The sequence below is a fragment of the Amycolatopsis sp. NPDC049691 genome, from assembly GCF_040675005.1.
In the GTDB taxonomy this organism is placed as follows: Bacteria; Actinomycetota; Actinomycetes; order Mycobacteriales; family Pseudonocardiaceae; genus Amycolatopsis.
The window spans coordinates 84,546-107,544 of the sequence record NZ_JBFANX010000032.1 but is presented as its reverse complement, the minus strand read 5'-3'; the positions used below and the strand labels follow the sequence as shown (position 1 = coordinate 107,544).

Genomic DNA, 22,999 nt, shown 5'->3' with positions numbered 1-22,999 from the left:
AATTTTGTATTGTTTTAATGTGGTCTGCTCTTCCTTTATCCTTTTGGCGATCGACCCATTTCGGAAATGGGTCGATCGCAACACCATCGCCTCTATTCACCGGCACCGGTGAATAGGCGACGCACCCGAGGGAGTCGACCCGGCGCCGGGTGTTCGGGTTCCACCGCGCGGTCGCCGCTCCGGACCGTCCGGCCGATGGTCATCTCGCCCGATGACCTCGGAATCGCCACCGCGCGCGCGGTTTCGCCGGGGATAGCGGGGAATTCGCGCGGCCCGGGTCCGTTCCGGGGAAAAACGGGTAGTCCCCCCGCCGGATGGAGGGGAACCCATGACAACCGTAGAGGAAGCCCCGGACCGCCTGCTCGCCGCGGCGCGGCCGCTGGTGGTGCGCTACTGCCGCGCCCGGCTCGGCACCCGGCACGCCACCTGGTGCTCCGCCGACGACGTCGCGCAGGACGTCTGCGTCGCCCTGTTCAAGGCGCTGACCACCCGGCCGCCGGACCGGCCGTTCCCCACGTTCGTCCAGGGCATCGCCCGCCAGAAGGTCACGGCCGCCCGCAAGGCGGCCGCACGCCAGTGGGACGAGCCGGCGGCCGAGCTCCCCGACGAGGCCGACCTTTCGATGGACCCCGAGGACCACGCCCTGCGCCGCGAGCTGGGCGAGCGGATGGCGAAGCTGCTGCAGGTGCTGCCGGAGAAGCAGCGCGAGATCCTGGTGCTGCGGGTGGCGGTGGGACTGTCGGCCGAGGAGACGGCGGAGAAGGTCGGCTCGACCCCGGGCGCGGTCCGGGTGGCGCAGCACCGGGCGCTCAGCCAGCTGCGGAAGGTCGTCGGGGGCTGAACCGGCGCTACCCTGGCCGGGTGAGCGACAGCGAGAACTTCGAAGGACGCGATGTCGGGTCCGGGATCTCCGTCATCCGCGAAAGCACCGACGTCGTCGGCTCCGGGCCGCGCCTGCACCGGCACCCCTACACCGAAACGTTCGTCATCATCCGGGGGCGGGCCCGGTTCACCGTCGGCGACGCCGAACGCGACGGCGGCGCCGGGGACGTGCTGGTGGTCCCGGCCGGCACCCCGCACAAGTTCGCCGTGCTCGGCCCCGGCGTCTACGAGGCCGTGCACATCCACGAAAGCGACCACTTCATCACCGAATGGCTGGAGTGACCCTCAGAACCCGCCGTCGCCGATCATGCCGCGCAGCTTCGTCAGCGCGCGGTACTGCGTGATGCGGACGTTGCCGGCGGAGATGCCCAGCGCGTCCGCCGTCTCGTTCGCCGACAGGCCGACGACCACCCGCAGCGACAGGATCTCCTGGTGCAGCGGCGGCAGCGACGCCATGAGCTTGCCCAGCCGGGCGCCGAGGTCGAGGTCGAGCACGTGGCTCTCCGGCTCGTTGCCGCCCAGCGGCCGGTCCGGCAGCTCCGGCACGGGCTTCGACCGGTCCCGCGCCACCGAGCGGAAGGCGTCGGCGACCTTGTTCGCGGCGATGGCGCGCACGAGGTAGAGGAACGAGCCGCCGCGGTCCTGGTAGCCGGGCAGCACCTTCAGCACGGCCAGGCAGACCTCCTGCGCGACGTCGTCGGCCGAGAGGTAGGACAGGTCGCGGCCGCCGATCCGGGCGCGGCAGTAGCGCACGACCGTCGGCTTGATCAGCCGCAGCAGGGCCTGGACGGCGTCCGGGTCGCCGGCGCGCGCCGCCGCCACGACCGGGTCGAGCTGCTCCTTCGTCAGCTTCCCGTCCGGGCGCGGCAGCTCCTCGAGCACGACGTAGCCGTCGACCGCCGTCTCCGCCATCATGGTGTCCACGGGTTCCCTCCTCGCATCGCCCACCGGGGTACCCGTCGTCCACAATGGACCACACTGGCCCGTGTCCGCTGTCCTCGGTTCCCGGTCCGACATTCGGAGTAATCGAGGCGCTGACCAGCAACGTTGCAGCCGTGTGGTTCTTGTCCAGATATTGTCCGTTAACCACAAACGGCCCACCGGGCTTACCGGTCGGTCATGCCCGCCGGGCGGGTCAAATAGTGGACAGATCCTGCCGGGCGTAGCGAATCCGCGGCCCGGCCCGATCCTTGGCGCGTGACCGAACTCGACCTCCCGGGAACCGAAGCCATGATCACCCATTGACCGCCGACCGGTTCGACGTCTTCCTGTGTCCCGCGGCGTCCGCCGGCGTGGAAGAAGCCCTGCGCGCCGACGGGCTGCGCGTTTTCCGAGGTTCGCCGTTCGACGATTTCGACAAGATCGCGCCGGAGCTGGCGGCCTCCCGGGTGGTGCTCGCCGACCATCCGGCGCTGTCCGGCCGGGTCGTGACGATGGTTCCGGGGGAACCGCTCCCGGACCTGGTGCGGCGGGTGCGCGAGAAAGCCGTGGCGGGGCCGGGGTGCTCCGCGCTGTGGACCGTCCACAGTGAACTCGTCGCGCGGCGGGCGGTGCTGGTGCGCGGCCTGCCGGGCGCCGGCAAGACGACGCTGGCCGAGGAGTACGCGGGCCTGGTCGGCCGGTTCGGCGGCCGGGTGCTGCGGACGGGCCCGTTCGGCCACCTCGACCCGGACGACTTCCTGCCCCAGTTCCACCTCGCACTGGCGGCGGCCGCGGGAGCGTCGGAGGGCGGGTTCGACCGGTTGCGCGCGCGGCTCGCGGCCCGCATCGAAGCGGCGGGTTCGCGGGTGCTGGTGCTGGTGGACGACGTCCCGGCGGGGGTGCCACCGGGCGAGCTGGCCCGGGTCCTGCTGCCGGCGGGGCCGGTCCGCACGCTCCTGACGACCCGAGCGGCCCACTGGCCGGGGGCGACGGTGGAGGTGCCGGGGCTGACGGTCGCCGAGGGCCTGCGGCTGCTGCCGTCCGCGGCCGGGTTCATCACCCGCTGCGACGGCCACCCGATGACCCTCCGGGCGGCGGCGTTCCTGCTGCGCGAGCGGCCGGGTGCCGCGGTCTCGGCCTCGGTCTCGGTCTCGGTGGAGGAACTGCCGGACACGGCACCGCACGCGATCCGCGAGGTACTGGTGCGCATGGGGCGGCCGGCGTGTGAGCTGCTGAGGTTGGGATCGGTGCTGGCGCCTTCGCCGATCCCGGCGGAGGTGGCGGGATTGGGCTTCGCGGCGGCGGAGGAGGAGCTGGTCGCGCACGGGTTCGCGACGCGGGTGGAGGGTGGGCTGCGGCTTCAGGCGCTGGCGGTGGAGGTGGCCCGCGGCGAGTTCGGCCAGCCGGCGGCGGGTGGGGTGGCGACGGCGGTGTTGAGGGGGTTGACGGGCCTCCGGGGCTCGGCTGACGTGCTTGACCTCGCAAGCGCGGCTGGGCCGGCTGAGACCTCCCTGGACACAGCTCAACCGATCAGCTCCGGGCCTGCGGCCATCACCTCTCCGCCCGGCCACCCAAGCGCGGCCGGACCGGTCGAAGCCTCGCCGCCTGCCGCTGAACCCTCCCCGCCCGGTCACCCGAGTGGGGGCGGACCAGCCGAGACTTCCCCCGCCGGTGCCCCATCATCATCCGGCCGCCCGGCCGCCATCACCCACACGTACCTCATCCAGCACGCCCGCACCCTCGCCGACCACAGTCCCGCCCACCGCGTCGCCCTCCTACGGCACGTCGCGGTCGCTCATGAAACCCACGGCGATCCCGCCGCCGCCGGTGAAATCCACGCCGCCATCCTCGCCTCCGGCGAAGCGACCGCCGCCGACTTCACCGCCGCCGCCCGGGTCGAACTCGCCTGTGGGCTTGTCCCCGAAGCCCTCGCCCACGCCCGGCGCGCCCTCGACGCCGGCCATCGCCCTGCCGCCCTCGTCGTTGCCCAAGCACTCGACAGCCAAGGCGACTACGCCGAAGCCGACCGCGTCTTCTGGCGCGTCCACCGCCCCGCCGCCGCCGAAGAACGACTCCACGCGGCCAAAGCCCGGCGCCTGCGCGGCCACCCCGAAGAAGCCATCGCCCTCCTCGAACCCGCACTCGGCGCCGCCGCCGAACTCGCGCTCGAACACGCCCGCAACCTGCTCCAAGCCGGTCACGCACAGCGCGCACAAGAGGTCGCCGCGACACTCGACAGTCCCGACGCAGACGTGATCCGGGCCGAAGCCGCCCTACTCGGCCACGAGCCCGCCGACCTCGCGGCGACCTACGCGCGGCGATTCGGCATCGACAGCCCGCTCACCCTGACGGCCTCGGTCCACGCCGCCCGGGCGCACAGCCAACCCCGGCAGGCGCTGGCCACCCTGAAACGGGCCGAGCCCGTGGTCCGCCGGGTGCTCGGCGACGACCACCCGCTGCACCTCCGGCTCCGGCACGCCATGGGCCTCGCGCACGCGCGGCTGCGCGAGTTCGGCCGCCAGGCCGACCTGCTCGAGGGCGTCCTCGGCCCCCAGCTCCGGCTCCTCGGCCGGACGCACCCGGAAACCGTCGAAACCCGCCTCGACCTCGGGCTCGCGCTCGCCCTCAGCGGCCGCGGACCGCTCGATCGAGCCACGAAACTGGTCGACGACGCCGCCCGCGAAGCACGGGGGAACGCCGCACTGGCCACCAGAGCACGGGCCGCCCAGGAGGTCGTTCGGGCCGAACGCTAGCGCGCCGCACGCCCTCGAACGGCCCTGACCCTCACCCGCACTGCCAGCGGATCCCGTACGCGAAACCCGGCGCGAGGTGCCGGAACCGGACGTGCACCTCGCCGACGTCGTCGGGCTCCAGCACGGCGCCGCGGGGCGACCGGGTGTCGTTCTGGAACGCCTTCTCCAGCAGCACGATCCGGCTCGGCACCCGCTCGCCGAACCGGACGTGCAGGTCGAACAGGTCGCACGGGTGCCGCGGCACGCAGATGTAGTGCGGCTGCCGCATGTTCGCCCGGAACCGCAGCCCGACGTCGTGGCGCTCGCCGCGGCGCAGCGGCTCCGGCAGGCGCAGCGCCAGCCCGATCCGGTCGCTCGACTCCATCGCGCGGCCGGCCAGCGCGCCGCCGTGGAACACGTCGACCTCGAGATCGGACTCCCGCACCGAATCACCGGATTCGGCGGCCGCGGTGAGCGTGAGCGCGAGGTCCAGCTCGGCGATTTCGTCGGCGTCGGCGACGACCCGGCGGAATTCGAACGCCTCGGCCACCGGCTGGTCGAGTGCGAGCGTCACGCGCAGTTCTTCGGTGTGCCAACTGCGGCTCGGATAGCGCGGCCGCGGATCCGGTCCGCCCGTCGCGACGGCCATTGCCGCGACCTGCTCGATTCCTTCGTCGATCCGGCGCCGCACCGTGCGGTCGTCGCGGTCGAGCGTGATCGCCGCCCAATGCACGCGTTCCTGGTAGAACGGCTTTCGCGCCCGCTCGTCCAGCGCGAACGCCGCCCGCAAAGCGATCTTCAGGTCGTCCGGCAACGAGTCGACGAGCGGCCGCAATCGGTCGGTGAGTTTACGCCGCACCGCCACCGAGTCGTCATCTTCCAAAATGCCGCATGCGGCGCGCAAAGCGGGTCCGACGCGATCCGCGAGGGGTGTGGTGAAAATTCCCCGCCCTTTGCGCAGAACCTTCAGCTCACCGACCACGTCCGCCGCACTGAGGTCCACCGTTCCTCCCTCGCCCTTACCGCACGGGGATCAATATTCGTCAGCGCCGACGCCGATGTCCAGTCGATCAAGCGGCGGCAAACGGATCGTTATCCGGCGCATTCTTGGCGGCCCGCACCGATTTCGCGCGGAAATCGCGGCGCCCCCGGATGCGACCGGACGCGCACCCGGTGTCGAACGTGTCGAACGCCCGCGCGCCACCCCCGCGGGTGACGAAGGCGTGGCCGCGGGCGGGCGGGGGTACTTGTTGATCATGAACCCGAAGATGTGGCGCCTGCTGATCTCGGGGTCGCTGCGGCTGTTCCTGATCAGCGCCGTGCCGGCCGCGGCGCACCTCTCCCTGTTCGTCGGGGTGGTCGCGACGGTGATCGCGTTCGTCGTGCCGGCACCGCGGACCCCGCACGAGCGCCTGGGCCCCTAGGCCGCCACGACGCGCGCCAGCACGGCCGGGACCGCCCGCTCGAGCTCGGCCGCCGCTTCCTCGTCACCGGCCAGGTGGCGGAGCAGGGCCTGCTGGAACAGGCCGTCGAACAGCGCGTACGCGACGGCTCGCGGCACACCGGACGGCACCGAAGCCAGCTCGGCGTAGCGCGCGACGACGTGGTCGATCATCTCCTCGCGCCGCCGGTCGATCTCGAGCACGTCGGCGCGGAACGACTCCTCGAACAGGCTCTGGTTGCGCAGGTCGTACCAGAGCCGGTGCATCTTGGCGTCCGCGCGCAGCGTCGCGGCCATCGCCGCCGCGAAGTCCCGTTCCAGCTCCGCCGCCGTCCGCGCGCGGGCGACGATCTCGTCGTACCGGGTGACGCACACTTCCTCGAACCGCCGCACGCAGTGGGTCAGCAGGTCGACCTTGTCGGCGAAGTAGTAGTGCAGGACGCCGTGCGAGAACTCCGAGTTCTGCGCGATCTCCCGCAGGCTGGTGCGCGCGTAGCCGAACTCGGCCAGTGTCCGCAGCGCCGACTCGGCCAGCTGGGCCCGGCGGTCGGCGAACTTGTCCACCTGGCGGCGCGAGATCCGGTCCCGGGTCCGCTCCTTCGCCTCAGTCACCTGCACCGTCCGTCACGTCGGGGCTGCCGTGATCAGTCTATCGGGCAGTTGACCGGCTTCTCCTGGACCGACGCCCGCCAGGGGCGCAGCTTCTCCGGGTTCCGCACCGCCCAGATCCGCCGGATCACCCCGTCCGCGACGTCGAACGCCAGCACCGACTCGACCACGCCGTCCCGCTCCGCCACGAGCCCCGGCCGCCCGTTCACCAGCCGCTCGACCAGCGTCATCGCCGGCACGCGGCGGGTGATCTCGACGGTGTAGCGCGCCACGTTCTCGCCGCCTTCGACCGGCCGCAGGACCGTGCTGGCCAGCCCACCACCGTCGGCGACCGCGACGGCCGCCGGGTCCAGCAGCCCGACCAGCCCCGCGATGTCCTTGGCCTCCCAAGCTTCCTTGAACGCCCGGACGACGGACGCGCTCGCGGCGGCTGGCCGCGGCGCGGGCCGGACGCGGCGCCGGGCCGACGTCGCCAGCTGGCGGCACGCCGCCGGTGACCGGCCCAGTACCACCGCCACTTCGGCGAACGGGTAGCCGAACACGTCGTGCAGGACGAACGCGACCCGCTCGGCCGGGGTCATCGACTCGCACACGACGAGGAACGCCATCGTGACCGACTCGTCGAGCAGCAGCGCCTCGGCCGGGTCCGCCAGGCCGTCCGGCGGCAGCGGCTCCGGGAGCCACTCCCCCGGGTACCGCTCCCGCCGGACCCGCGCCGAGCCCAGCAGGTCGAGGCAGATCCGGCTCGCGACCGTCGTCAGCCACGCCCCCGGCTTTTCGATCGCCTCCCTCTGCCGCCCCCCGAGGGCGTACCACCGGCCGTACGCCTCCTGGACGACGTCCTCGGCGTCGCTCAGGGAACCCAGCAGCCGGTAGGCGATCCCGATCAGCCGCGGCCGCTCGGTCAGCACGTCGTTTTCGCTCACGCCGCTCTGACGAGCCGGGCCCGCGATCTGTGACACCACCTCACACCGGAGCCGCCGGTGTCGTCGGACCACCGAAACCCGAACGGAAAGGTTCCCCATGTCCGACGAATCCCGCCTCCCCGACCCCGCCGAGCTCTTCCCCGAGATGGGCGAGCTGGCCGGCGCCATGACCCGGGTGACGATGAACGACACGATCCCGCGCAAGACCATCCACCTCGTGCAGCTGCGGCTCGGGCAGCTGGCCGGCAGCACCTACCACACGGTGCGGCAGGCCGACCTGCTCCGCAAAGCCGGCGCGACCCAGGAGGAGGTCGACTCGGTGGCGTCGTGGCCGACGTCCCCGTACTTCGGCGACGCCGAACGCGTCGCGCTCGAACTCGCCGAAGCCGTGCTGACGCCGAACCCGCTGGGCGAGCGCGTTTCCGGCGAGCTGTTCGCCCGGGCGTCCGCCTGCTACGACGACAAGGCACTGTGGACGCTCACTCTGGTGCTGAGCCAGCTGTGCTACTTCCTGCCGGTCGCGCTGATCGCCAAGCCGGTGCCGGGCAAGCCGCTCGGCAAGAACTACACGAAGTAGCCCGCGTACGTCCGGCGGCGTAGCGGCGATTGCCGTCCGCCGCCGGACGACCGCGGCCGCCGGGAGCCCGACCATGGGACACGCCACGAAGGAGGCGACCCATGACCCTGCCGGTGGAAACCACCGCACTGACCAAACGCTACGGATCGACCGCCGCCGTCGAGGGGCTCGACCTGTCGGTGCACGCCGGGGAGGTCTACGGCTTCCTCGGCCCGAACGGCGCCGGCAAGACCACGACGCTGCGGATGCTGCTCGGCCTGATCCGGCCGAGCGCCGGCCGCGTCCGGGTGCTCGGCGCCGAACCGGGCCCCGGCAGCCTGGCCCGGGTCGGCGCGCTGATCGAAGGCCCGGCCTTCTACCCGTACCTGTCCGGCCGGGCCAACCTGCGCGTCCTCGCCGACCACGCCGGGGTGCCGCGCGGCCGCGTCGACGCCGTGCTCGACGTCGTCAGCCTCGCCGAGCGCGCGAAGGACCGGTATTCCGCGTACTCGCTCGGCATGAAGCAGCGGCTCGGGCTCGCCGCGGCCCTGCTGAAGGAGCCGGAGCTGGTCGTGCTCGACGAGCCGACCAACGGCCTCGACCCGGCCGGCATGGCCGACATGCGGGTCACCCTCCGCAAGCTCGCCGCCGAAGGCTGCACCGTGCTGCTGTCCAGCCACCTGCTGGCCGAGGTCGAGCAGATCTGCGACCGCGTCGGCGTGCTCGACCACGGGCGCCTGGTCACCGAAACCACGGTCGCGGACCTGCGGGCGGGCGGCGCGCTGCGCGTCATCGCTGCCCCGCTGGAGCAGGCCCGTGACCACTTGCGACGGCGCTACCCCGGCGTCCGCGTCGACGGGGACGCCCTCGAACTCGACGTCGACCGCGGCGAAGCCGGGCGGGTCAACGCCGAGCTCGTCGGCGCCGGGCTGACCGTGACCGAGCTGCGCTGGCGCGAACCCGACCTGGAACAGACCTTCCTCACCCTCACCGGAGGTAGCGGCCATGCTGCGTGACATCCGCGCCGAGCTGACCAAGGCCCGGCGGCCCGCGAGCTGGCTGCTGCTGGCCGTCGCCGTCGTCCTGTCGCTGACGTTCGGCTACGCCGTCCCCTACGCGGGACTGAGCGGGGCCGCTGGACCACCGGGACGCGGCCTCGACGCACTGCTGCCCGGCGCGTTCGTCGGCAGCGCCCTCGGCGGGCTGCCGATCTTCGTCGGCGCCCTCGCGCTGATCTTCGGCGTGCTCGTGGCGGGCAGCGAATACGGCTACGGCACGTGGAAGACCGTACTGGTGCAGCACCCGTCGCGGGTCGCCGTCTTCGCCGCGAAGCTGGTCACCGTCGCGGTGGGGGCGCTGGCCGCGGTGCTCGCGCTGTTCGCGGCGACCGCGGGGGCGAGCGTGCTCGTCGCGTCGCTGAAGGACCAGCCGCTGGTCTGGCCCGCGGTCTCGGACGTGCTGCTCGGCTTCGGCGCGGGCTGGCTCGTCACGACGATGTGGGGCGCGCTCGGTGTGCTGCTCGCCGTCGGGCTGCGCTCGGTCGCCTTGCCGATCGGGCTCGGCCTGGTGTGGCTGCTGGCCGTGCAGAACCTGCTCGCGTCGATCGCCGCGCCGCTGCTGGACTGGGTGGCGCAGCTGCAGAAGGCACTGCCGGGGCCGAACGCGGGCGCGCTGGCGGCCGCCTTCGGGGCGAACGCGCCGGGCGTCGACGCGATCGTCGGCTCGGGGCAGGCCGCCGTCGTGCTGGCCGGGTACCTGGTCGCCTTCGCCCTGCTCGGCGGCTGGCTGCTGCACCGCCGCGACATCGCCTGATGCGGGTCCCGCCCACCGGTGCGGTGCCCCGGTGCGGCCGTGCGCGCGGTGTAGTGTTTGCCGGTCCGACCGGCGGGTGACCCACGTGAGGTGCCATGACAGTGCGGCGGTACCCAGTCGCGGCCCTGCTCGTCTTCCTCACGGTGGCCCTCGTCGTCGTCAACGGCTTCGCGTTCTGGGGCGACACCCTCGCCCTCTGGATCGACGACGCCATGCAGCTGAGCGCCGGGGTCGGCGCGGTCGTCTGCGGTGTCCTGGCCGCGCGCCGCGTCCGCGGGCACCAGCGCTGGTGGCGCGTGCTGGTCGCGGTCGGGATGGCGGGCTGGTCGCTCGGCCAGTGCGCCTGGTCGTGGTACCAGCTGGTCGACGGGCGCGGGCTGCCGTCGCCGTCCCTGGCCGACGTCGGCTACCTGAGCTTCCCGGTGTTCGCCCTCGCCGCGCTGTTCGTCCTCGCGCGGGCGCGGGTGCGGCCGGACCGCGAACGCTGGCAGCCCGCCCAGTGGACCGCCCACTTCGGCGTCGCGGTGGTGCTCGACGGCCTGGTCGTCACCGGCTCCCTGTTCATCCTCACCTGGACCGCGGCGCTCGGGCAGCTGGTGCGCGCCACCGCGCCGGACAAGCTGACCTGGGCCGTCGCCATCGCCTACCCGCTGTCCGACCTGGTGATCGTGGTCGTCGCGGTACTGCTGGTCGTGTTCGACCGGGTGGACCGGCCCTACCGGGCGAACCTGCTGCTCGCCGCGGTCGGGATCGTGGCGCTGGCCTGCTCCGACAGCGTCTTCGCCTACCTCGTCAGTATCGGCGCGGAGAGCATGAAGCCGTGGTCGGACGGCGGGTTCGTGCTCGGGCCGCTGTTCATCGCGTTCGCGCTGCTGGCCACGCCCGGCACGCGGCAGCGCGACGACGCGGGCCCGGCCGCCGGCGTCGACTGGTGGCAGCTCGCGCTGCCGTACGTCCCGGTCACCGCCGTCGCGCTGCTGATCACCGTGCAGCTGGTGGCCGGGGCCGGCCCGGACGGCGTCGAGGTGTTCGTCGGCGTGCTCGTGGTGTTCCTCGTGCTCGCCCGGCAGCTGCTTTCGTTGCTGGACAACAGGTTGCTGCTGCGCCGGGTGTACGAGGGCCAGCAGCAGCTGACCCACCAGGCCTACCACGACCCGCTGACCGGGCTGGCCAACCGCGCGCTGTTCGCCGACCGGCTGGACCGGGCCGTCGAGGCCGTCGACCGACCGCTCGTGCTGATCTTCGTCGACCTCGACGACTTCAAGGAGGTCAACGACCGGTTCGGGCACGCGGGCGGCGACGTCCTGCTGCACGCCGTCGCCCAGCGGCTGCTGAGCTGCGTGCGCGCGGGCGACACCGTGGCGCGGCTGGGCGGCGACGAGTTCGCGATCCTGCTGGAAGGGGAGCTGGACGCGCCGCAGGCCGTCGCCGACCGGATCCAGGGCGCGCTGCGGCGGCCGTTCGCCGTGCACGGCACGCTCGTCCCGGTCCGCGCGAGCATGGGCCTGGTCGTGCCGGACCCGGCCGAGCCACTGGTGTCGGCGGACGTGCTGCTGGGCCGCGCGGACACGTCGATGTACGCCGGCAAGCGGCTGGGCAAGGACACGACGGTCGTCTACCGCCCGTCGCAGGACGGGCCGCCGGACTTCCCGGCGGCGCTGCGGCAGGCGCCGGGTGGCATCCCGGAGGGGTTCGGCCTGGTGTTCCAGCCGATCGTCCGGCTGGCCGACGAGACCCCGGTGGCCGTCGAGGCGCTGGCCCGCTGGACCACGCGCGACGGCACGGCGGTGTCGCCCGAGACCTTCGTCCGCGCCGCCGAGGGCGCCGGTCTCGGTGCCGAGCTGGACGCGCTGGTGCTGGACCTGGCCTGCCGCGAGATCACGGCGGCCGGGCTGGACCTGACGGTGCACGTCAACGTCTGCGCGAGCCGCCTCGGTGCGGCGGCGCTGGAGCAGAGCGTCGCGTCGGCGCTGGCGCGCTACCGGCTGCCGGCGTCCCGGCTGGTCGTCGAGATCACCGAGACGGTCCCGGTGCCGGACCTGGCGGCGGGCGCGGCGGCGATCCGGCGGCTGCAGCGGCTGGGCGTCCGGGTGGCGCTGGACGACTTCGGGGCCGGCTACAGCTCGCTGACCGTGCTGCACGCGCTGCCGGTCGACCTGATCAAGCTGGACCGCGCGTTGACGACGGGCGTGCAGCCGGACCGCGACGCGGCGCTGTGCCGGTCGCTGGTCGGGCTGTGCGCGGACCTGGAGCTGGACGTCGTCGCCGAGGGCATCGAGACGGCCGAGCAGGCCGCGTTGGTGACGCGGGCGGGCTGCACGACGGCGCAGGGCTACCTCTACGGCCGCCCTGCGCCGCTGTCCGCGCTGAGACTGTCGGCGATCCCCGCGGGTTAGCGGGTGGTCAGCTCACGCCGGGTGGGAGGACGCCGAAGATCGTCGCCGTCGAGCCCGCCCCCTTCCGGTTGATCGGGCCGCCCGCGAGCACCCACGCCCCCGTCGCCGGGAGGGCCTTCAGGTTCGCCAGGATCTCCAGGCTGATCCGGTGCCGCCGGTAGACCAGCTTCGACACCGTGTACGTCTCGTCGGTGCCGACGTCCGGGCTGAAGGTGTCGGTACCCGTCCCGCCGCGGCGGCCGAGCCGTCCGGTGTCGATCAGCCACTGCACCGCCGGGATCGAGAAGCCGGGCTGGTGCAGCACGCCGTCGGCGCCGGTGTTCGGGTAGGCCGGGGTGCCCCACTTAGCGTCCCAGCCGGTCCAGAGGACCACGACGGACTCGTCGGGGATGCGGCCGTGGCGCCGCTCCCACGCCTTGAGGTCGTCGACCGTCACGGCGTAGTCCGGGTTGCCCGCGGCCTTCGCTCTTATGTCGATCTTCACGGCGGGCCGGAATAGATCCGCCGGGTCCATGTCGTCGGCGAGGGGTTCGCCCGTGTTGAAGTGGCCCGGCGCGCCCCAGTGCGTGCCGGTGTGCTCGCCCTCGCGGACGAACTGCAGGTAGTAGCCGTCGTCCGGGATCGTGGCGATGGTCTCCAGCTCGAAGGCCGGGTCGCCCGGGAAGACGTTCGTCGTGGCGGGATCGTTGACGTGCGAGAGGTTCACCAGGTTCAGCTGGTCGAGCCGGACCGGCGGCGCGGTCGCGGCCTGGGCGGTCCGCCCGGACAGCGCGGCACCGAACACCCCGGCCAGCCCCGCGGCCAGCACCCTGCGTCTCATCGGCATGGAGATCACCTTTCACCGGAACACCGCCCGTGCGGTGCGCGTGCACGGTGATATCACCCGAGCCGCGCGGGGCCAAGGAGCTGAGCGAGGATGGACGCATGGACGACGACATCGAAGACCACGCCGACGAAGGCATCCTCGACCCCGAGGACACCCTGGACGACCGCGACGAGCTGGCGGAGGGCTATTCGCCGCCGGAACGCCCGCGGGAAACCGAGGACTGGGGCACGACCGCGCGGGAGACCGCGGAGGGCGAAAGCTGGGCAGGCCGGCTCGCGCGCGAGGTCCCCGACCTGGCCGACGACGAGGGCGACGGCCTCGGCGACAGCGAAGACACCGACGGCGAGCTGATCGACGACGAGGTCGGCGACGTCCGCGCGGGCCGCCTGGTGGCGACGGACGAGGGCTTCGGGGAAGACACCGACGAGGAGCTGTACGCGTCCGACGCGGGCATCGACGGCGGAGCGGCTTCGGCGGAGGAAGCGGCCGTCCACGTGATCGACCCGTCCCGGCGGTGGTGACCCCGATTCGGCGACCGGCCTAATCCTTTCCCCCGTCCGGCGCGTGGGGTAGGCGGCAGCGCGGTGGTGTCCGGATCCGGCCGGGTCCGCCCACGCTGCCGGAAGGGGACACGGATGCTCGAGGGGCTGCTGACACCCGGCGCGGGCGCGCTGTACGACACGATGGTGCGCACCGGGCCGCTACCGCTGGACGACCCGCGGGCCGAGAGCCCGGAGATGCGGGAGCTGTTCGACCGCGGGTTCGTGCGCCGCGACTACCGCGAAGACCCGGTGATCGCGCCGATGGAGCCGGTGCGCGCGGTCGACCACGCCATCCTGGGCGCGCAGCAGCGGCTGCTGGAGCAGCAGCGGCAGATCGTCGCCGCGCGCCAGCAGCTGGACGTGCTGCAGGCGGTGTACCGGGCGGCGAACGGTACCGGCGGCGACTCGGCCGTCGAGGTGCTGACCGACCCGCGGCGCATCGGCTCGCTGTCGCTGGAGCTGTGCCTGTCCGCGCGCGAGGAGTTCTTGACGTTCACGACGCACCACTTCAAGCGCAAGCCGGACGCGAGCACGGTGATGCGCCTGCCGGAGGCGGTGACCGAGCGCGGGGTGGCGTTGCGCAACGTGTACGAGCGCGCGGCACTGGAGTTCGAAGGCGCGAAGGAGATCGTCGACGCGAGCGTCGCGGCGGGGTGGACCATGCGGGTGGCGCCGGAGCTGCCGATGAAGATGGTGATCGCCGACCGCCATTCGGCCTTGGTGCCGCTGGACCCGAGCGGCATGGAGGGCGCGCTGTTCGTGCGCAGCCCGACGATCGTGGCGGCGCTGCGCATGCTGTTCGAGCTGGTGTGGGGCCAGGCGGTGGCGGTGAACGGCCCGGCATCACGGCCCCGGCACGGGTTGACGCCGACGCAGGCGAAGGTCCTCGACCTGCTGGCGACGGGGATGACCGACGGCGCGATCGCGCGGCATCTGGACGTGAGCGAGCGGACGGTCCGCAGGCACGTGCAGGGGCTGCTGGAGGCGTTGCAGGCGGACAACCGGGTGGCGGCGGTCTTCGCGGCCACCCGGCTGGGCTGGCTCGGCTGAGCCCGGGCGAACGGGCCCGGCCGGCGCCAACCCACCGCGCCGGCCGGGTTCCTCCCCCTTCCGAGGCCGCCCTCCCCACCCCGGAGCTACTCCAGCTTGCGGCACTCCGGCGGGCCGTCGGTCCAGATCCACACGCACACGCCCGGGTGCCGGACGGCCGGGTCGTCGTTCCCCTGCGCCGCGGCGGCCATCGGTGCTGTCAGCGTGGCGATCGCCGCCGCCGCGGCCAGGCCGGCCAAGGCTCGCTTGATCATGTTCGTTCTCTCCCCGCGAAGCGATCTTCTGCCGACACCAACGTAGAGCCGGACCGCCGTGCGCCGGCAGGGGCGGGTTCGGCCACTGTCCGCTTCCGGCCACCGGCGAGACCGGCCGGAACCGGACGTTGGCCGCCCTCGACCGGTGTGCCCGGCCCCGCCGCCCTCCTACCGTCGACGCCATGGGAGAGGACGCGCCGCCGCGCTGGTGGGCCGAAGAAGGGGCGCGTCCCCGGCCGGAACCCGCCGGCTGGTGGCCCGAAGCCGACACCCTGCACTGGGTGCGGACGCCGGACGAACCGGACTAGACCCGGTTGTACTCGCGCACCGCGTCGAGGTACTCGGCGATCGCGTCGCGGTTGCGCAGCAGGCACTCCGCCCGCCGCGCCATGCGGTCGCGCTCCTGCTCCAGCGTCGCGATCATCTCCGGGGTCGCGTCCGGGAAGTAGATCGCGCGGGGCTTGTCGAGGCAGGGCAGGATCTGCTTGATGATCCGGGTGGGCAGCCCGGCGTCGAGCAGCCCGCGGACCTGGATCACCCGGTCGACCGTCGGCTCGTCGTAGTCGCGGTAGCCGTTCGCCCCGCGCGAGGCGATGATCAGGCCCTGCTCCTCGTAGTACCGGAGCAGCCGCCGCGACGTCCCCGTCCGCTCCGCGAGCTCGCCGATCCGCATGTGCCCCACCTCACGTAGACCTTCACATGTATGTGAGGGTTCGAGCATAGCGGCATGACGAGCACCGAAGTCCGCCGACAGACCCCCGCCCTCCTCGCCCTCACCACCGCCGCGTTCGTCACCGTGCTCACCGAGGCGCTGCCCGCCGGCGTGCTGCCCGGCATGAGCGCCGGCCTCGGCGTCGGCGAGTCCGCGGCGGGCCAGGCCGTGACGGTCTACGCCCTCGGCACGGCCCTCACCGCGATCCCGCTCGCCGCGGCCACCGCGACCTGGTCCCGCAAGCGCTTGCTGCTGGCCGGGGTGGCCGGGTTCGCCGTCGCCAACACCGTGACGGCGCTGTCCGCGAGCTACCCGTTGACGATGATCGCCCGGTTCGTCGCCGGCGTCGCCGCGGGCGTCGTCTGGGCGCTGCTGGCCGGGTACGCCCGGCGGCTCGCCCCGGGAAACCAGGGCCGGGCGATCGCGATCGTGATGGCGGGCATCCCGCTGGCGCTCTCGCTCGGCATCCCGGCCGGGACGTTCCTCGGCGGCCTGCTCGGCTGGCGCTCGGCGTTCGGCGTCATGTCGGCGATCGCCGTGGCGCTGCTCCCCTGGATCGTCCTCAAGGTCCCGGACCAGCCGGGGCAATCAGGCAAGAGGGTGCCGGTGCTGCGCACGCTGGCCGTGCCCGGCGTCGCGCCCGTGCTGTTCGTGACGCTGGTGTTCGTGCTGGCGCACACCGTGCTCTACACCTACGTCGCCGCGTTCCTCGGCCACGCCGGGATGGGCGACGCGGTCGACGTCGTCCTGCTGGTCTTCGGCGTCGCGTCGATGGCGGGCATCTGGATCGTCGGCGCGCGGATCGACCGCGCACTGCGCACCCTGACCGTCGTCGGCACCATCCTGGTCGCCGTCGCCGCGACGCTCTTGGCGACCGCGGCCGGCAGCCCGGCGCTGGTCTACACCGCCGTCGCGCTGTGGGGCCTCGGCTGGGGCGGCGTCCCGACGCTCCTGCAGACCGCCGCCGGCACCGCGGGCGGCGACGCGGCGGACAACGCGCAGGCCATGCTCGTCACGCTGTGGAACGCGGCGATGGCCGCGGGCGGCGTGCTCGGCGGCGTCCTGCTCGACGCCGCCGGCCCCACGTCGTTCCCCTGGACGCTGCTGCTGCTCCTGCTGCCGGTGCTCGCCGTCGTGCTCGGCGCGCGGCGGCACGGCTTCCCGGCGTCGTCCTGAGTGGACGAAGGGCCCGGGCGGGTTCGCGCCCGGGCCCTCCAGCTTCTTCGACGGGCCGGGTCAGCAGCGGCCGGCGATGGCCCGCAGCAGTTCCGCGTTCGCGGTGTCGCCCGAGAGCTCCCAGGCGAACACCCCGCCGAGCCCCTGCGACTTCGCGTACCCGGCCTTCGCCGACGCCGTCTCCGGCGTGTCGTAGCTCCACCACTGCGAACCGCACTTCGCGTACGCCGTACCGGCGACCTTGCCGTTGGCGGGACACGTGGTCTTGAGGACCTTGTAGTCCTCGACGCCCGCCTCGTACGTGCCCGGCGCCGGGCCGGTCGCGGTGCCGCCGGGCTGCTTCTGCGTCACGCCGTCCCAGCCGCGGCCGTAGAACCCGAGGCCCAGCAACATCTTCGACGACGGAACGCCCTGGTGGCGCAGCTTCTGGAGCGCTGCGTCGGCGTAGTACCCGGCGTGCGGGATGCCCGGGTAGGACCGCAGCGGCGAATGCGGCGCGGTGGGCCCGGTCGGCTGGCCGCCCGCGACGAAGTAGTCGTAGGTCATCACGTTGTACCAGTCGAGGTACCGGCTCGCGCTGCCGTAGTCGGTGGCGTCGATCTTGCCGTCCTTCGAACCGTCCGCGGTGATCGCGGCGGTGACGAGCTGGCGCCCGAACTTCGCCCGCAGCGCCTTGACCAGCGCCGTGAACGCCTTCGGCCCGCTGGTGTCGCAGGTGTTGCCGCAGGCGTTGGGGTACTCCCAGTCGATGTCGATGCCGTCGAAGACCCCCGCCCACCGCGGGTCGTTGACGAGGTTGTAGCAGGATTCGGCGAACGCCTCGGGGTTCTTGGCCGCCGCACCGAAGCCGGCCGACCAGGTCCAGCCGCCGAACGACCACAGCACCTTCAGCTTCGGGTGCAGCTTCTTCAGCTCGAGGAGCTGGTTGAAGCTGCCGTGCAGCGTGCCGCTGTCGGCCTGGCCGGTGACGCTCGTGGTGGCGTCGTAGGGCATGTCGTGGTCGGCCCACGGGTCGCCGACGGCGCAGCCGCCGCCCGTGACGTTGCCGAACGCGTAGTTGATGTGGGTCAGCTTCGCGGCCGACCCGGACGTCTCGATGTCCTTGACGTGGTAGTTGCGGGCGTAGACGTCCCAGTCGGCGAAGTAGGCCATCACCTTGCCCTGGGACGGCCCCGCTTCGGCGGCGGGCGGCGCGACGACGGAGGCGCCGGCCAGCGCCAGCGCGGCGGCGGCAAGGCCCTTTCTCATGCGGTGCACAAGCTTTCCCTTCGGCGGACCGGCCAGCGGACGCGCCGAGGCTAACAGGTCCAGACCACTGGGGACCAGAGCGAAACGTTGTGGGCAAAGGTTTCGCGATGGCACCACAGGCGGGCGCGAATTCACGGCGTGGCATGATCGGCCGATGACCGAGTTCGGCTGCGCCCGCTGTTCCGGCGAAGACGCCCTCACCGCGCTGGCCTTCTGCACGACCCGCCTGCGCGAAACCCACCGCCTGATCGAACAGTCCCACTTCGGCATTTCGCTGCGCGAATGTCCGGAGTGCCGCCAGGGTTTCGCCGCGATCTTCACGGAGTTCGTCCACCGGTCCGGCGAGGACGCGCAGTACTTCGACTTCGTCCCGCTCACCCCGGCCGAGGTGACATCGTTGGCAGCGCAGGGTTCCCGGGTGGACCTCGGGCGGCTGGGCGCGCTCGGCAGCGTCCGGCGGCGGCTGTCGTCGAGCTGGCCGACCGGGGCGGAGAAACGGATCGGCTGGCGGACGGACCCGCTTTCGGTGCGCGAAGGCTACTGACGGGCCAGCCGGAGGATCGCCGCGGCCGAACGGTCGACGTCCGCCTCCGTCGTCGTCCAGCCGGACACCGAAATCCGGAGGTACCGGCGGCCGCGCCAGGTGGTTCCGCCGAGCCAGCAGGTGCCGTCGCGCTGCACCCGCTCGATGATCGCGTCGGTGTCGTCGCCGAAGGACACGAGGACCTGGTTCAGGACGACGTCGTTGGCGATTTCGGCCCCGCCGTCGGCGAGGGCCGCGGCGAAACGGCGGGCCAGCCGGCAGCAGCGGTCGACGAGCTCGGCGACCCCGTCGCGGCCCAGTTCGCGCAGCGCGGCCCAGACCGCGAAGCCGCGGGCGCGGCGCGACGACTCCAGCGTCAGGTCGCCCATGCCGGACACCTCGCCGGCGCCGGTCAGGTAGGCGGCGCGGTAGGCGATCGCCTCGGCGTGGACGTCCGGGCGCGCACAGAAGACGAACCCCGAGTCGTACGGGACGTTGAGCCACTTGTGCCCGTCGCAGGCCCAGGAGTCGGCCAGCTCGACGCCGTCGAGGAGGCTCGCGGTCTTCGGGTTGGCGGCGGCCCAGAGACCGAAGGCGCCGTCGACGTGGATCCACGCGTTCTCGGCGACCGCGCGGGCGGCCCGGATGTCGTCGCAGGCACCGGTGTTCACGTTGCCCGCCTGCAGGCAGACGATGGTGGGTCCGTCGACCTTGGCCGCGAGGTCGCCGATGTCGATGGCACCGTCGGGTTTCGCCTTCACCGGGACCACGGCCCGGGTGCCGAACCCGAGCAGCCGCAGGGCGCGGTCGACGGTGGCGTGCCGCTCCTCGCTCGCGACGACGCGGACGCGCGGGGCGCCGGCGAGCCCGTCGCGCTCGACGTCCCAGCCCGCCTCGGCGAGCACGTGGTGCCGGGCTGCGGCCAGCCCGACGGTGTTCGCGGCCTGCCCACCGGTGACGAAGCCGGCGGACGCGGTGGCGGGCAGGCCGAGCAGGTCCTTGAGCCAGTCCCCGGCGGCCTGTTCGGCAGCGGCCGCGGCGGGTGAGAGAACGGCGTTGAAGGCGTTCTGGTCCCAGCCGGCGGCGAGGACGTCGGCGGCGGTGGCGGCGGGCAGCGCACCCCCGACGACGAAGCCGAAGAACCGCGGCCCGGCGGTGGCGACCAGCCCGGGCTCGGCGGCTTTCGCGAGTTCTTCGAGGACGGTGGCCGGCGGGGTGGGCGCGTCGCGGAGCTGCCCGAACCCCGCGCGCAGGGTTTCCGGGTCGACGGGCCGGGCCACCGGGCGGTCGCCGAGGCCGGCCCGGTGGCCGGCGACCAGTTCGGCGGCGCGGGCCAGGAGATCACGCAGTTCTTCCACGAGGTGACTGTAAGCCCGGAGTGACGTGCGCCGGAGCCGGGAACAATCTTGGGCCGCGCGGCGTAGCGTCCTGGTATGGAGACCCCGCTGAGCACCGACCGGCTCGTGATCCGGGACTGGACGGTGGAAGACGCCGAAGCCGCGTACGGCATCTACGGCGCGGAAGACGTCACGCACTGGCTGACCCCGGCCATGGACCGCGTCGGCGACATCGGCGCGATGCGCGCGGTGCTGAACGCCTGGCAGGAGGCGCAGCCGAACCTGCCGCCGCCGCGCGGGCGGTGGGCCATCGAGCGCAAGGAGGACGGCGTGGTGATCGGCGGCCTCGGCATCCGGCTGCTGCCGCCGTTCGAAGAGGACCTGGAGCTCAGCTGGCAGCTCGCTCCCGGCGTCTGGGGGAAGGGCTACGCGTCGGAGGCGGCGACCGCGCTGATCGAGTGGGCGTTCACCCAGGACACCGAAGAGCTCTTCGCCGTCGCGCGGCCGAACAACACGCGCGCCATCGCCGTCGCGAAGCGGCTCGGCATGCAGTGGGTCGGCGAGACCGAGAAGTACTACAACCTGCGGCTGCAGGTGTACCGGATCCGGCACACCGACCTCATCTGACCGGCTCCAGCAGGAAGACGCGGATTTCGCGGCCGGCGGCGCGGACGGCGTAGCGGTCGTAGGCCGGCCAGTAGGACGCGACCGCGTCCCACATCTCCTGACGCTCGTCCCCGGTCAGGAGCCGGCCGGTGACCTCGACGGTCCGGCCGCCGATCGCGGCGGTCGCCTTCGGCTGGGCCAGCAGGTTCGCCGACCACGCCGGGTGTGCCTCGCCGCCCCAGTTCGAGCCGATGACGACGTACCCGCCGCCGCGCTCGACGTAGAGCAGCGGCACCTGCCGGGGTTCGCCGCTGCGGCGGCCGACCGTGGTCAGCAGCAGCGTCCGCAGCCCGACCGCCGCGCCGACCCCGACCCGGCCGCCGGTCACCCGCAGCAGCACCCGGTCGGCGGGCACGAGCGCCCGCCCGAGCACCGCGAACGCCCTGCTCTTGCCGAACCCGGCGAAGACACCCCGCAAACCAGCCACGGCGAAACCCTAGCGGTCACCACCCCGACGGCGGCGGGGGCGGCACGACCGGCGGCCGGTCGTCGCAGGTGATCGTGTTCGGCAGGAGCCACGGCGCGAGCCAGCCGCCGTTGCCGCCGAGGTCGGTCAGCGCGAACTCCGAGCCCGTCGGCGGGAAGTTGAACGACCCGCAGTTGTTGACGCCGACCGCGCCGACGCCCCGCGCGGCCACGTTCCGGAACGACGCCGAGCCCGCCGACCGGGCGCTGAGCACCGACGTTCCCGTGCCGTCCACGCGCAGGTCTGCGAACCGCAGCCCGCTGATCGAGTACTTGTCCTTCACCGGGAAGTCGCTGACCAGCATGATCGCGTTGTAGGTGTTGTCGAGGAAGTGGTCGCCGGTCACCGAGATGTCCGCGGCGATGTCCTTTTCCAGCGCGTAGAACCAGATTGCGCCGAGCCCGATCTTCCAGTTCAGCTCGAACGTGCCCGCCCGGACGGTCGTGTTGTCCGCGATCCGCAGGCTGCCCTCGAACGGTTGGGCGCCGAACCGCGTGCCCACCTGGATGGCGCTGCCCTCGCGGATCGGGTCGGCGACCAGGTTCGCCGAGACGACGTTGCCGGCCCCGCCGTAGAGCGCGATCCCGTTGGCCAGCACCGGCGTCTGGACCGTGTTGTGGTCGAACGTGTTCCGCGCGTCCTGCGCCTCCTCCGACCACATGGCCAGGCCGTCGTCGCCGGTGTTGCGCAGGAAGTTGTTCGCCACCACCGAATCCGTGACTCCGGTGTGGAAGTTCAGGCCGTCGGCGATCTGGTCGGCGATGACGTTGTTCGTGATCCGCGTGCGGGACATGGGCCCGTCGAACCACAGGCCGACCTTGGTGTGATGCAGGTACAGCGAGTCCACAGTGGAGTCGCCGAGCGCGCCGCCGACCGCGTTGACCTGGTCGGTGTCGACGCGTTCCCGGACGTCGCCCTCGATCGCGAAGCCGGAGAGGTGGACGTCGTGGCTGCCCCCGGCGCTCGCCTCCTTGCCGTAGACGCCGACGCCGTGGCCCTTGAGGATCGTGTACCAGCTGCCGGCGCCTTCGATCGTGACGTCGTCGACGATGACGTGCCGGTCGACCCGGTAGGTACCGGGCGGCAGGTACACCTTCAGGTGCGCTCGCCGCGCGAAGGCGATGGCCCGGTCGAGGGCGTCGGCCGAGTCCCGGTGTCCGGTCGGGTCGGCACCGAAGAGCAGCGCGTTGGCCGCGAAGGGAAGCACGCGCGGCGGCGAGACGAGTTCGGAGTCGAGCAGGTCGACGACCGTCCACTCGGCACCCGCCGACGCGGTGAGCCGCACCTTGTCCCCCGCCTGGTACGAACGGCCGAGCAGCAGCCGCTGTTCGTCGTAGAAGTGGCTGGGGCGGAACGGTTTCGCGATCACCGGCGCGGGCGTGGTCGCCGCGGGCACGCACGAGCACTCGGTGATCCACCAGTCCGGGTGCAGCAGGTCCGCTTCCGGGTCGTTCGTGAAGGGGTACTGGTTGTACAGCCAGGAGTACTGCGAGGTCAGCGTCATCCGCTGGCGGTGCGCGCCGTTCACGGTGACGTCGAGCGGCGCGGTGATCCCGCCGCCGCGCGGGGCGTCCGGAATGCTGTAGCGGACGGTGATCGCGTTCGCCGCGGCCGGCAGCGTGAACTCGACGTACTGCCCCGGTGCCAGTTTCACGGCCCGGCGGCCGGACGCCTCCGCCGGGAGCGTGTAGGCCGAGCGGCCGGGCCCGATCACGACGCCGTCGGTGCGCGCGTTTTCCGCTTCCTGTTCCAGGAAGCCGACACCGGCCCCGCGCCCGGCGACCAGCGCGGGGTCGAGCGCCGCGCGCGTCACGATCGGCCGGTCAGCGGCGGCCGCCGGTGCGGCCACCGACACGAGAGCGGTGACCGCGACGAGCGCGGCTCCGAAGGTGCGTCGCGACATCCAGGGCCTCGTTTCGCCGGA

25 protein-coding genes are annotated in these 22,999 nt (G+C 72.9%); 14 read left to right on the top strand and 11 right to left on the bottom strand.

Translation table 11 applies throughout. The features are described 5' to 3' along the window. Positions 1-328: 328 nt before the first annotated feature. Together AB0J40_RS44105 and AB0J40_RS44100 are read left to right on the top strand one after the other, a co-directional pair. The gene (locus AB0J40_RS44105) at positions 329-841 is read left to right on the top strand and encodes a sigma-70 family RNA polymerase sigma factor (RefSeq protein WP_364466028.1); all 513 of its coding nucleotides are present in this window, start codon (positions 329-331) and stop codon (positions 839-841) included. Positions 842-861: 20 nt separating this feature from the next. Next, positions 862-1,164, top strand: a complete 303-nt coding sequence (locus AB0J40_RS44100; protein WP_364466026.1) for a cupin domain-containing protein — start codon at positions 862-864, stop codon at positions 1,162-1,164. Between the two features lie 3 nt (positions 1,165-1,167). Here the strand turns inward: AB0J40_RS44100 and shbA are convergent, their stop codons facing one another. Further along, positions 1,168-1,797: an RNA polymerase sigma factor ShbA gene (gene shbA / locus AB0J40_RS44095; RefSeq protein ID WP_364466040.1), complete on the bottom strand. Its 630-nt coding sequence runs from the start codon at positions 1,795-1,797 to the stop codon at positions 1,168-1,170. Between the two features lie 326 nt (positions 1,798-2,123). Here shbA and AB0J40_RS44090 point away from each other — a divergent pair, with 326 nt between their 5' ends. Continuing rightward, positions 2,124-4,556, top strand: a complete 2,433-nt coding sequence (locus AB0J40_RS44090) for a hypothetical protein (RefSeq protein WP_364466024.1) — start codon at positions 2,124-2,126, stop codon at positions 4,554-4,556. Positions 4,557-4,587: 31 nt separating this feature from the next. On the opposite strand, the gene AB0J40_RS44085 is transcribed toward AB0J40_RS44090, so the two are convergent. Continuing rightward, positions 4,588-5,400, bottom strand: a complete 813-nt coding sequence (locus tag AB0J40_RS44085) for a hypothetical protein (protein WP_364466022.1) — start codon at positions 5,398-5,400, stop codon at positions 4,588-4,590. A 391-nt stretch (positions 5,401-5,791) separates the two neighbouring features. Here AB0J40_RS44085 and AB0J40_RS44080 point away from each other — a divergent pair, with 391 nt between their 5' ends. Then, the gene (locus AB0J40_RS44080) at positions 5,792-5,959 is read left to right on the top strand and encodes a hypothetical protein (RefSeq protein WP_364364132.1); all 168 of its coding nucleotides are present in this window, start codon (positions 5,792-5,794) and stop codon (positions 5,957-5,959) included. Here the strand turns inward: AB0J40_RS44080 and AB0J40_RS44075 are convergent. Beyond that, positions 5,956-6,588 (bottom strand): TetR/AcrR family transcriptional regulator, encoded by a 633-nt coding sequence (locus tag AB0J40_RS44075; protein WP_364466020.1) that lies wholly within the window; start codon positions 6,586-6,588, stop codon positions 5,956-5,958. The genes AB0J40_RS44080 and AB0J40_RS44075 overlap by 4 nt on opposite strands. Before the next feature lie 32 nt (positions 6,589-6,620). Continuing rightward, entirely contained in the window at positions 6,621-7,511 is an 891-nt protein-coding gene (gene sigJ / locus AB0J40_RS44070) for an RNA polymerase sigma factor SigJ (RefSeq protein WP_364466018.1), read from the bottom strand. A 97-nt stretch (positions 7,512-7,608) separates the two neighbouring features. Here sigJ and AB0J40_RS44065 point away from each other — a divergent pair, with 97 nt between their 5' ends. From AB0J40_RS44065 to AB0J40_RS44050, 4 genes are all read left to right on the top strand, one after another. Further along, positions 7,609-8,088, top strand: coding sequence for a carboxymuconolactone decarboxylase family protein (locus AB0J40_RS44065; protein WP_364466016.1), 480 nt, complete (start codon positions 7,609-7,611; stop codon positions 8,086-8,088). Between the two features lie 101 nt (positions 8,089-8,189). Further along, positions 8,190-9,083 (top strand): ABC transporter ATP-binding protein, encoded by an 894-nt coding sequence (locus tag AB0J40_RS44060; RefSeq protein WP_364466014.1) that lies wholly within the window; start codon positions 8,190-8,192, stop codon positions 9,081-9,083. After that, complete coding sequence (locus AB0J40_RS44055; protein ID WP_364466012.1) at positions 9,073-9,879, top strand: ABC transporter permease; 807 nt, start codon at positions 9,073-9,075, stop codon at positions 9,877-9,879. The genes AB0J40_RS44060 and AB0J40_RS44055 overlap by 11 nt, the downstream gene beginning before the upstream one ends. Positions 9,880-9,974: 95 nt before the next feature. After that, entirely contained in the window at positions 9,975-12,275 is a 2,301-nt protein-coding gene (locus AB0J40_RS44050; RefSeq protein WP_364466010.1) for a bifunctional diguanylate cyclase/phosphodiesterase, read from the top strand. A gap of 7 nt (positions 12,276-12,282) precedes the next feature. Here AB0J40_RS44050 and AB0J40_RS44045 read toward each other — a convergent pair whose 3' ends face one another. Further along, positions 12,283-13,101 carry a cyclase family protein gene (locus AB0J40_RS44045; RefSeq protein WP_364466008.1) on the bottom strand — a complete coding sequence of 273 codons (819 nt, stop codon included), beginning with the start codon at positions 13,099-13,101 and terminating at the stop codon, positions 12,283-12,285. Between the two features lie 98 nt (positions 13,102-13,199). Here AB0J40_RS44045 and AB0J40_RS44040 point away from each other — a divergent pair, with 98 nt between their 5' ends. Together AB0J40_RS44040 and AB0J40_RS44035 are read left to right on the top strand one after the other, a co-directional pair. Further along, positions 13,200-13,622, top strand: coding sequence for a DUF5709 domain-containing protein (locus AB0J40_RS44040; protein WP_364466006.1), 423 nt, complete (start codon positions 13,200-13,202; stop codon positions 13,620-13,622). A gap of 114 nt (positions 13,623-13,736) precedes the next feature. Next, positions 13,737-14,693: a LuxR C-terminal-related transcriptional regulator gene (locus AB0J40_RS44035; RefSeq protein ID WP_364466004.1), complete on the top strand. Its 957-nt coding sequence runs from the start codon at positions 13,737-13,739 to the stop codon at positions 14,691-14,693. A gap of 86 nt (positions 14,694-14,779) precedes the next feature. Here the strand turns inward: AB0J40_RS44035 and AB0J40_RS44030 are convergent, their stop codons facing one another. Further along, the gene (locus AB0J40_RS44030; protein ID WP_364466003.1) at positions 14,780-14,947 is read right to left on the bottom strand and encodes a hypothetical protein; all 168 of its coding nucleotides are present in this window, start codon (positions 14,945-14,947) and stop codon (positions 14,780-14,782) included. Positions 14,948-15,129: 182 nt separating this feature from the next. On the opposite strand from AB0J40_RS44030, the gene AB0J40_RS44025 reads away from it, so the two are divergent. Next, positions 15,130-15,255 (top strand): hypothetical protein, encoded by a 126-nt coding sequence (locus tag AB0J40_RS44025; protein WP_364466001.1) that lies wholly within the window; start codon positions 15,130-15,132, stop codon positions 15,253-15,255. On the opposite strand, the gene AB0J40_RS44020 is transcribed toward AB0J40_RS44025, so the two are convergent. Then, positions 15,252-15,620 carry a MerR family transcriptional regulator gene (locus AB0J40_RS44020; RefSeq protein WP_364465999.1) on the bottom strand — a complete coding sequence of 123 codons (369 nt, stop codon included), beginning with the start codon at positions 15,618-15,620 and terminating at the stop codon, positions 15,252-15,254. The two genes, AB0J40_RS44025 and AB0J40_RS44020, sit on opposite strands and share 4 nt — an antisense overlap. Before the next feature lie 54 nt (positions 15,621-15,674). Here AB0J40_RS44020 and AB0J40_RS44015 point away from each other — a divergent pair, with 54 nt between their 5' ends. Next, entirely contained in the window at positions 15,675-16,835 is a 1,161-nt protein-coding gene (locus AB0J40_RS44015; protein ID WP_364465997.1) for an MFS transporter, read from the top strand. A 60-nt stretch (positions 16,836-16,895) separates the two neighbouring features. On the opposite strand, the gene AB0J40_RS44010 is transcribed toward AB0J40_RS44015, so the two are convergent. After that, positions 16,896-18,083 (bottom strand): glycoside hydrolase family 18 protein, encoded by a 1,188-nt coding sequence (locus AB0J40_RS44010; protein ID WP_364465995.1) that lies wholly within the window; start codon positions 18,081-18,083, stop codon positions 16,896-16,898. 154 nt (positions 18,084-18,237) lie between these two features. Between AB0J40_RS44010 and AB0J40_RS44005 the strand changes: the two genes are divergently transcribed. Then, positions 18,238-18,627, top strand: a complete 390-nt coding sequence (locus AB0J40_RS44005) for a hypothetical protein (protein ID WP_364465993.1) — start codon at positions 18,238-18,240, stop codon at positions 18,625-18,627. Here AB0J40_RS44005 and AB0J40_RS44000 read toward each other — a convergent pair. Then, entirely contained in the window at positions 18,621-19,955 is a 1,335-nt protein-coding gene (locus AB0J40_RS44000; RefSeq protein WP_364466038.1) for a pyridoxal-dependent decarboxylase, read from the bottom strand. The two genes, AB0J40_RS44005 and AB0J40_RS44000, sit on opposite strands and share 7 nt — an antisense overlap. A gap of 84 nt (positions 19,956-20,039) precedes the next feature. Here AB0J40_RS44000 and AB0J40_RS43995 point away from each other — a divergent pair, with 84 nt between their 5' ends. After that, positions 20,040-20,570 carry a GNAT family N-acetyltransferase gene (locus tag AB0J40_RS43995; protein ID WP_364465991.1) on the top strand — a complete coding sequence of 177 codons (531 nt, stop codon included), beginning with the start codon at positions 20,040-20,042 and terminating at the stop codon, positions 20,568-20,570. Here the strand turns inward: AB0J40_RS43995 and AB0J40_RS43990 are convergent. Beyond that, positions 20,563-21,027, bottom strand: coding sequence for a nitroreductase family deazaflavin-dependent oxidoreductase (locus tag AB0J40_RS43990; protein ID WP_364466036.1), 465 nt, complete (start codon positions 21,025-21,027; stop codon positions 20,563-20,565). The genes AB0J40_RS43995 and AB0J40_RS43990 overlap by 8 nt on opposite strands. A 25-nt stretch (positions 21,028-21,052) precedes the next feature. Beyond that, entirely contained in the window at positions 21,053-22,978 is a 1,926-nt protein-coding gene (locus AB0J40_RS43985; RefSeq protein ID WP_364465989.1) for a glycosyl hydrolase family 28-related protein, read from the bottom strand. Between the last annotated feature and the right edge of the window lie 21 nt (positions 22,979-22,999).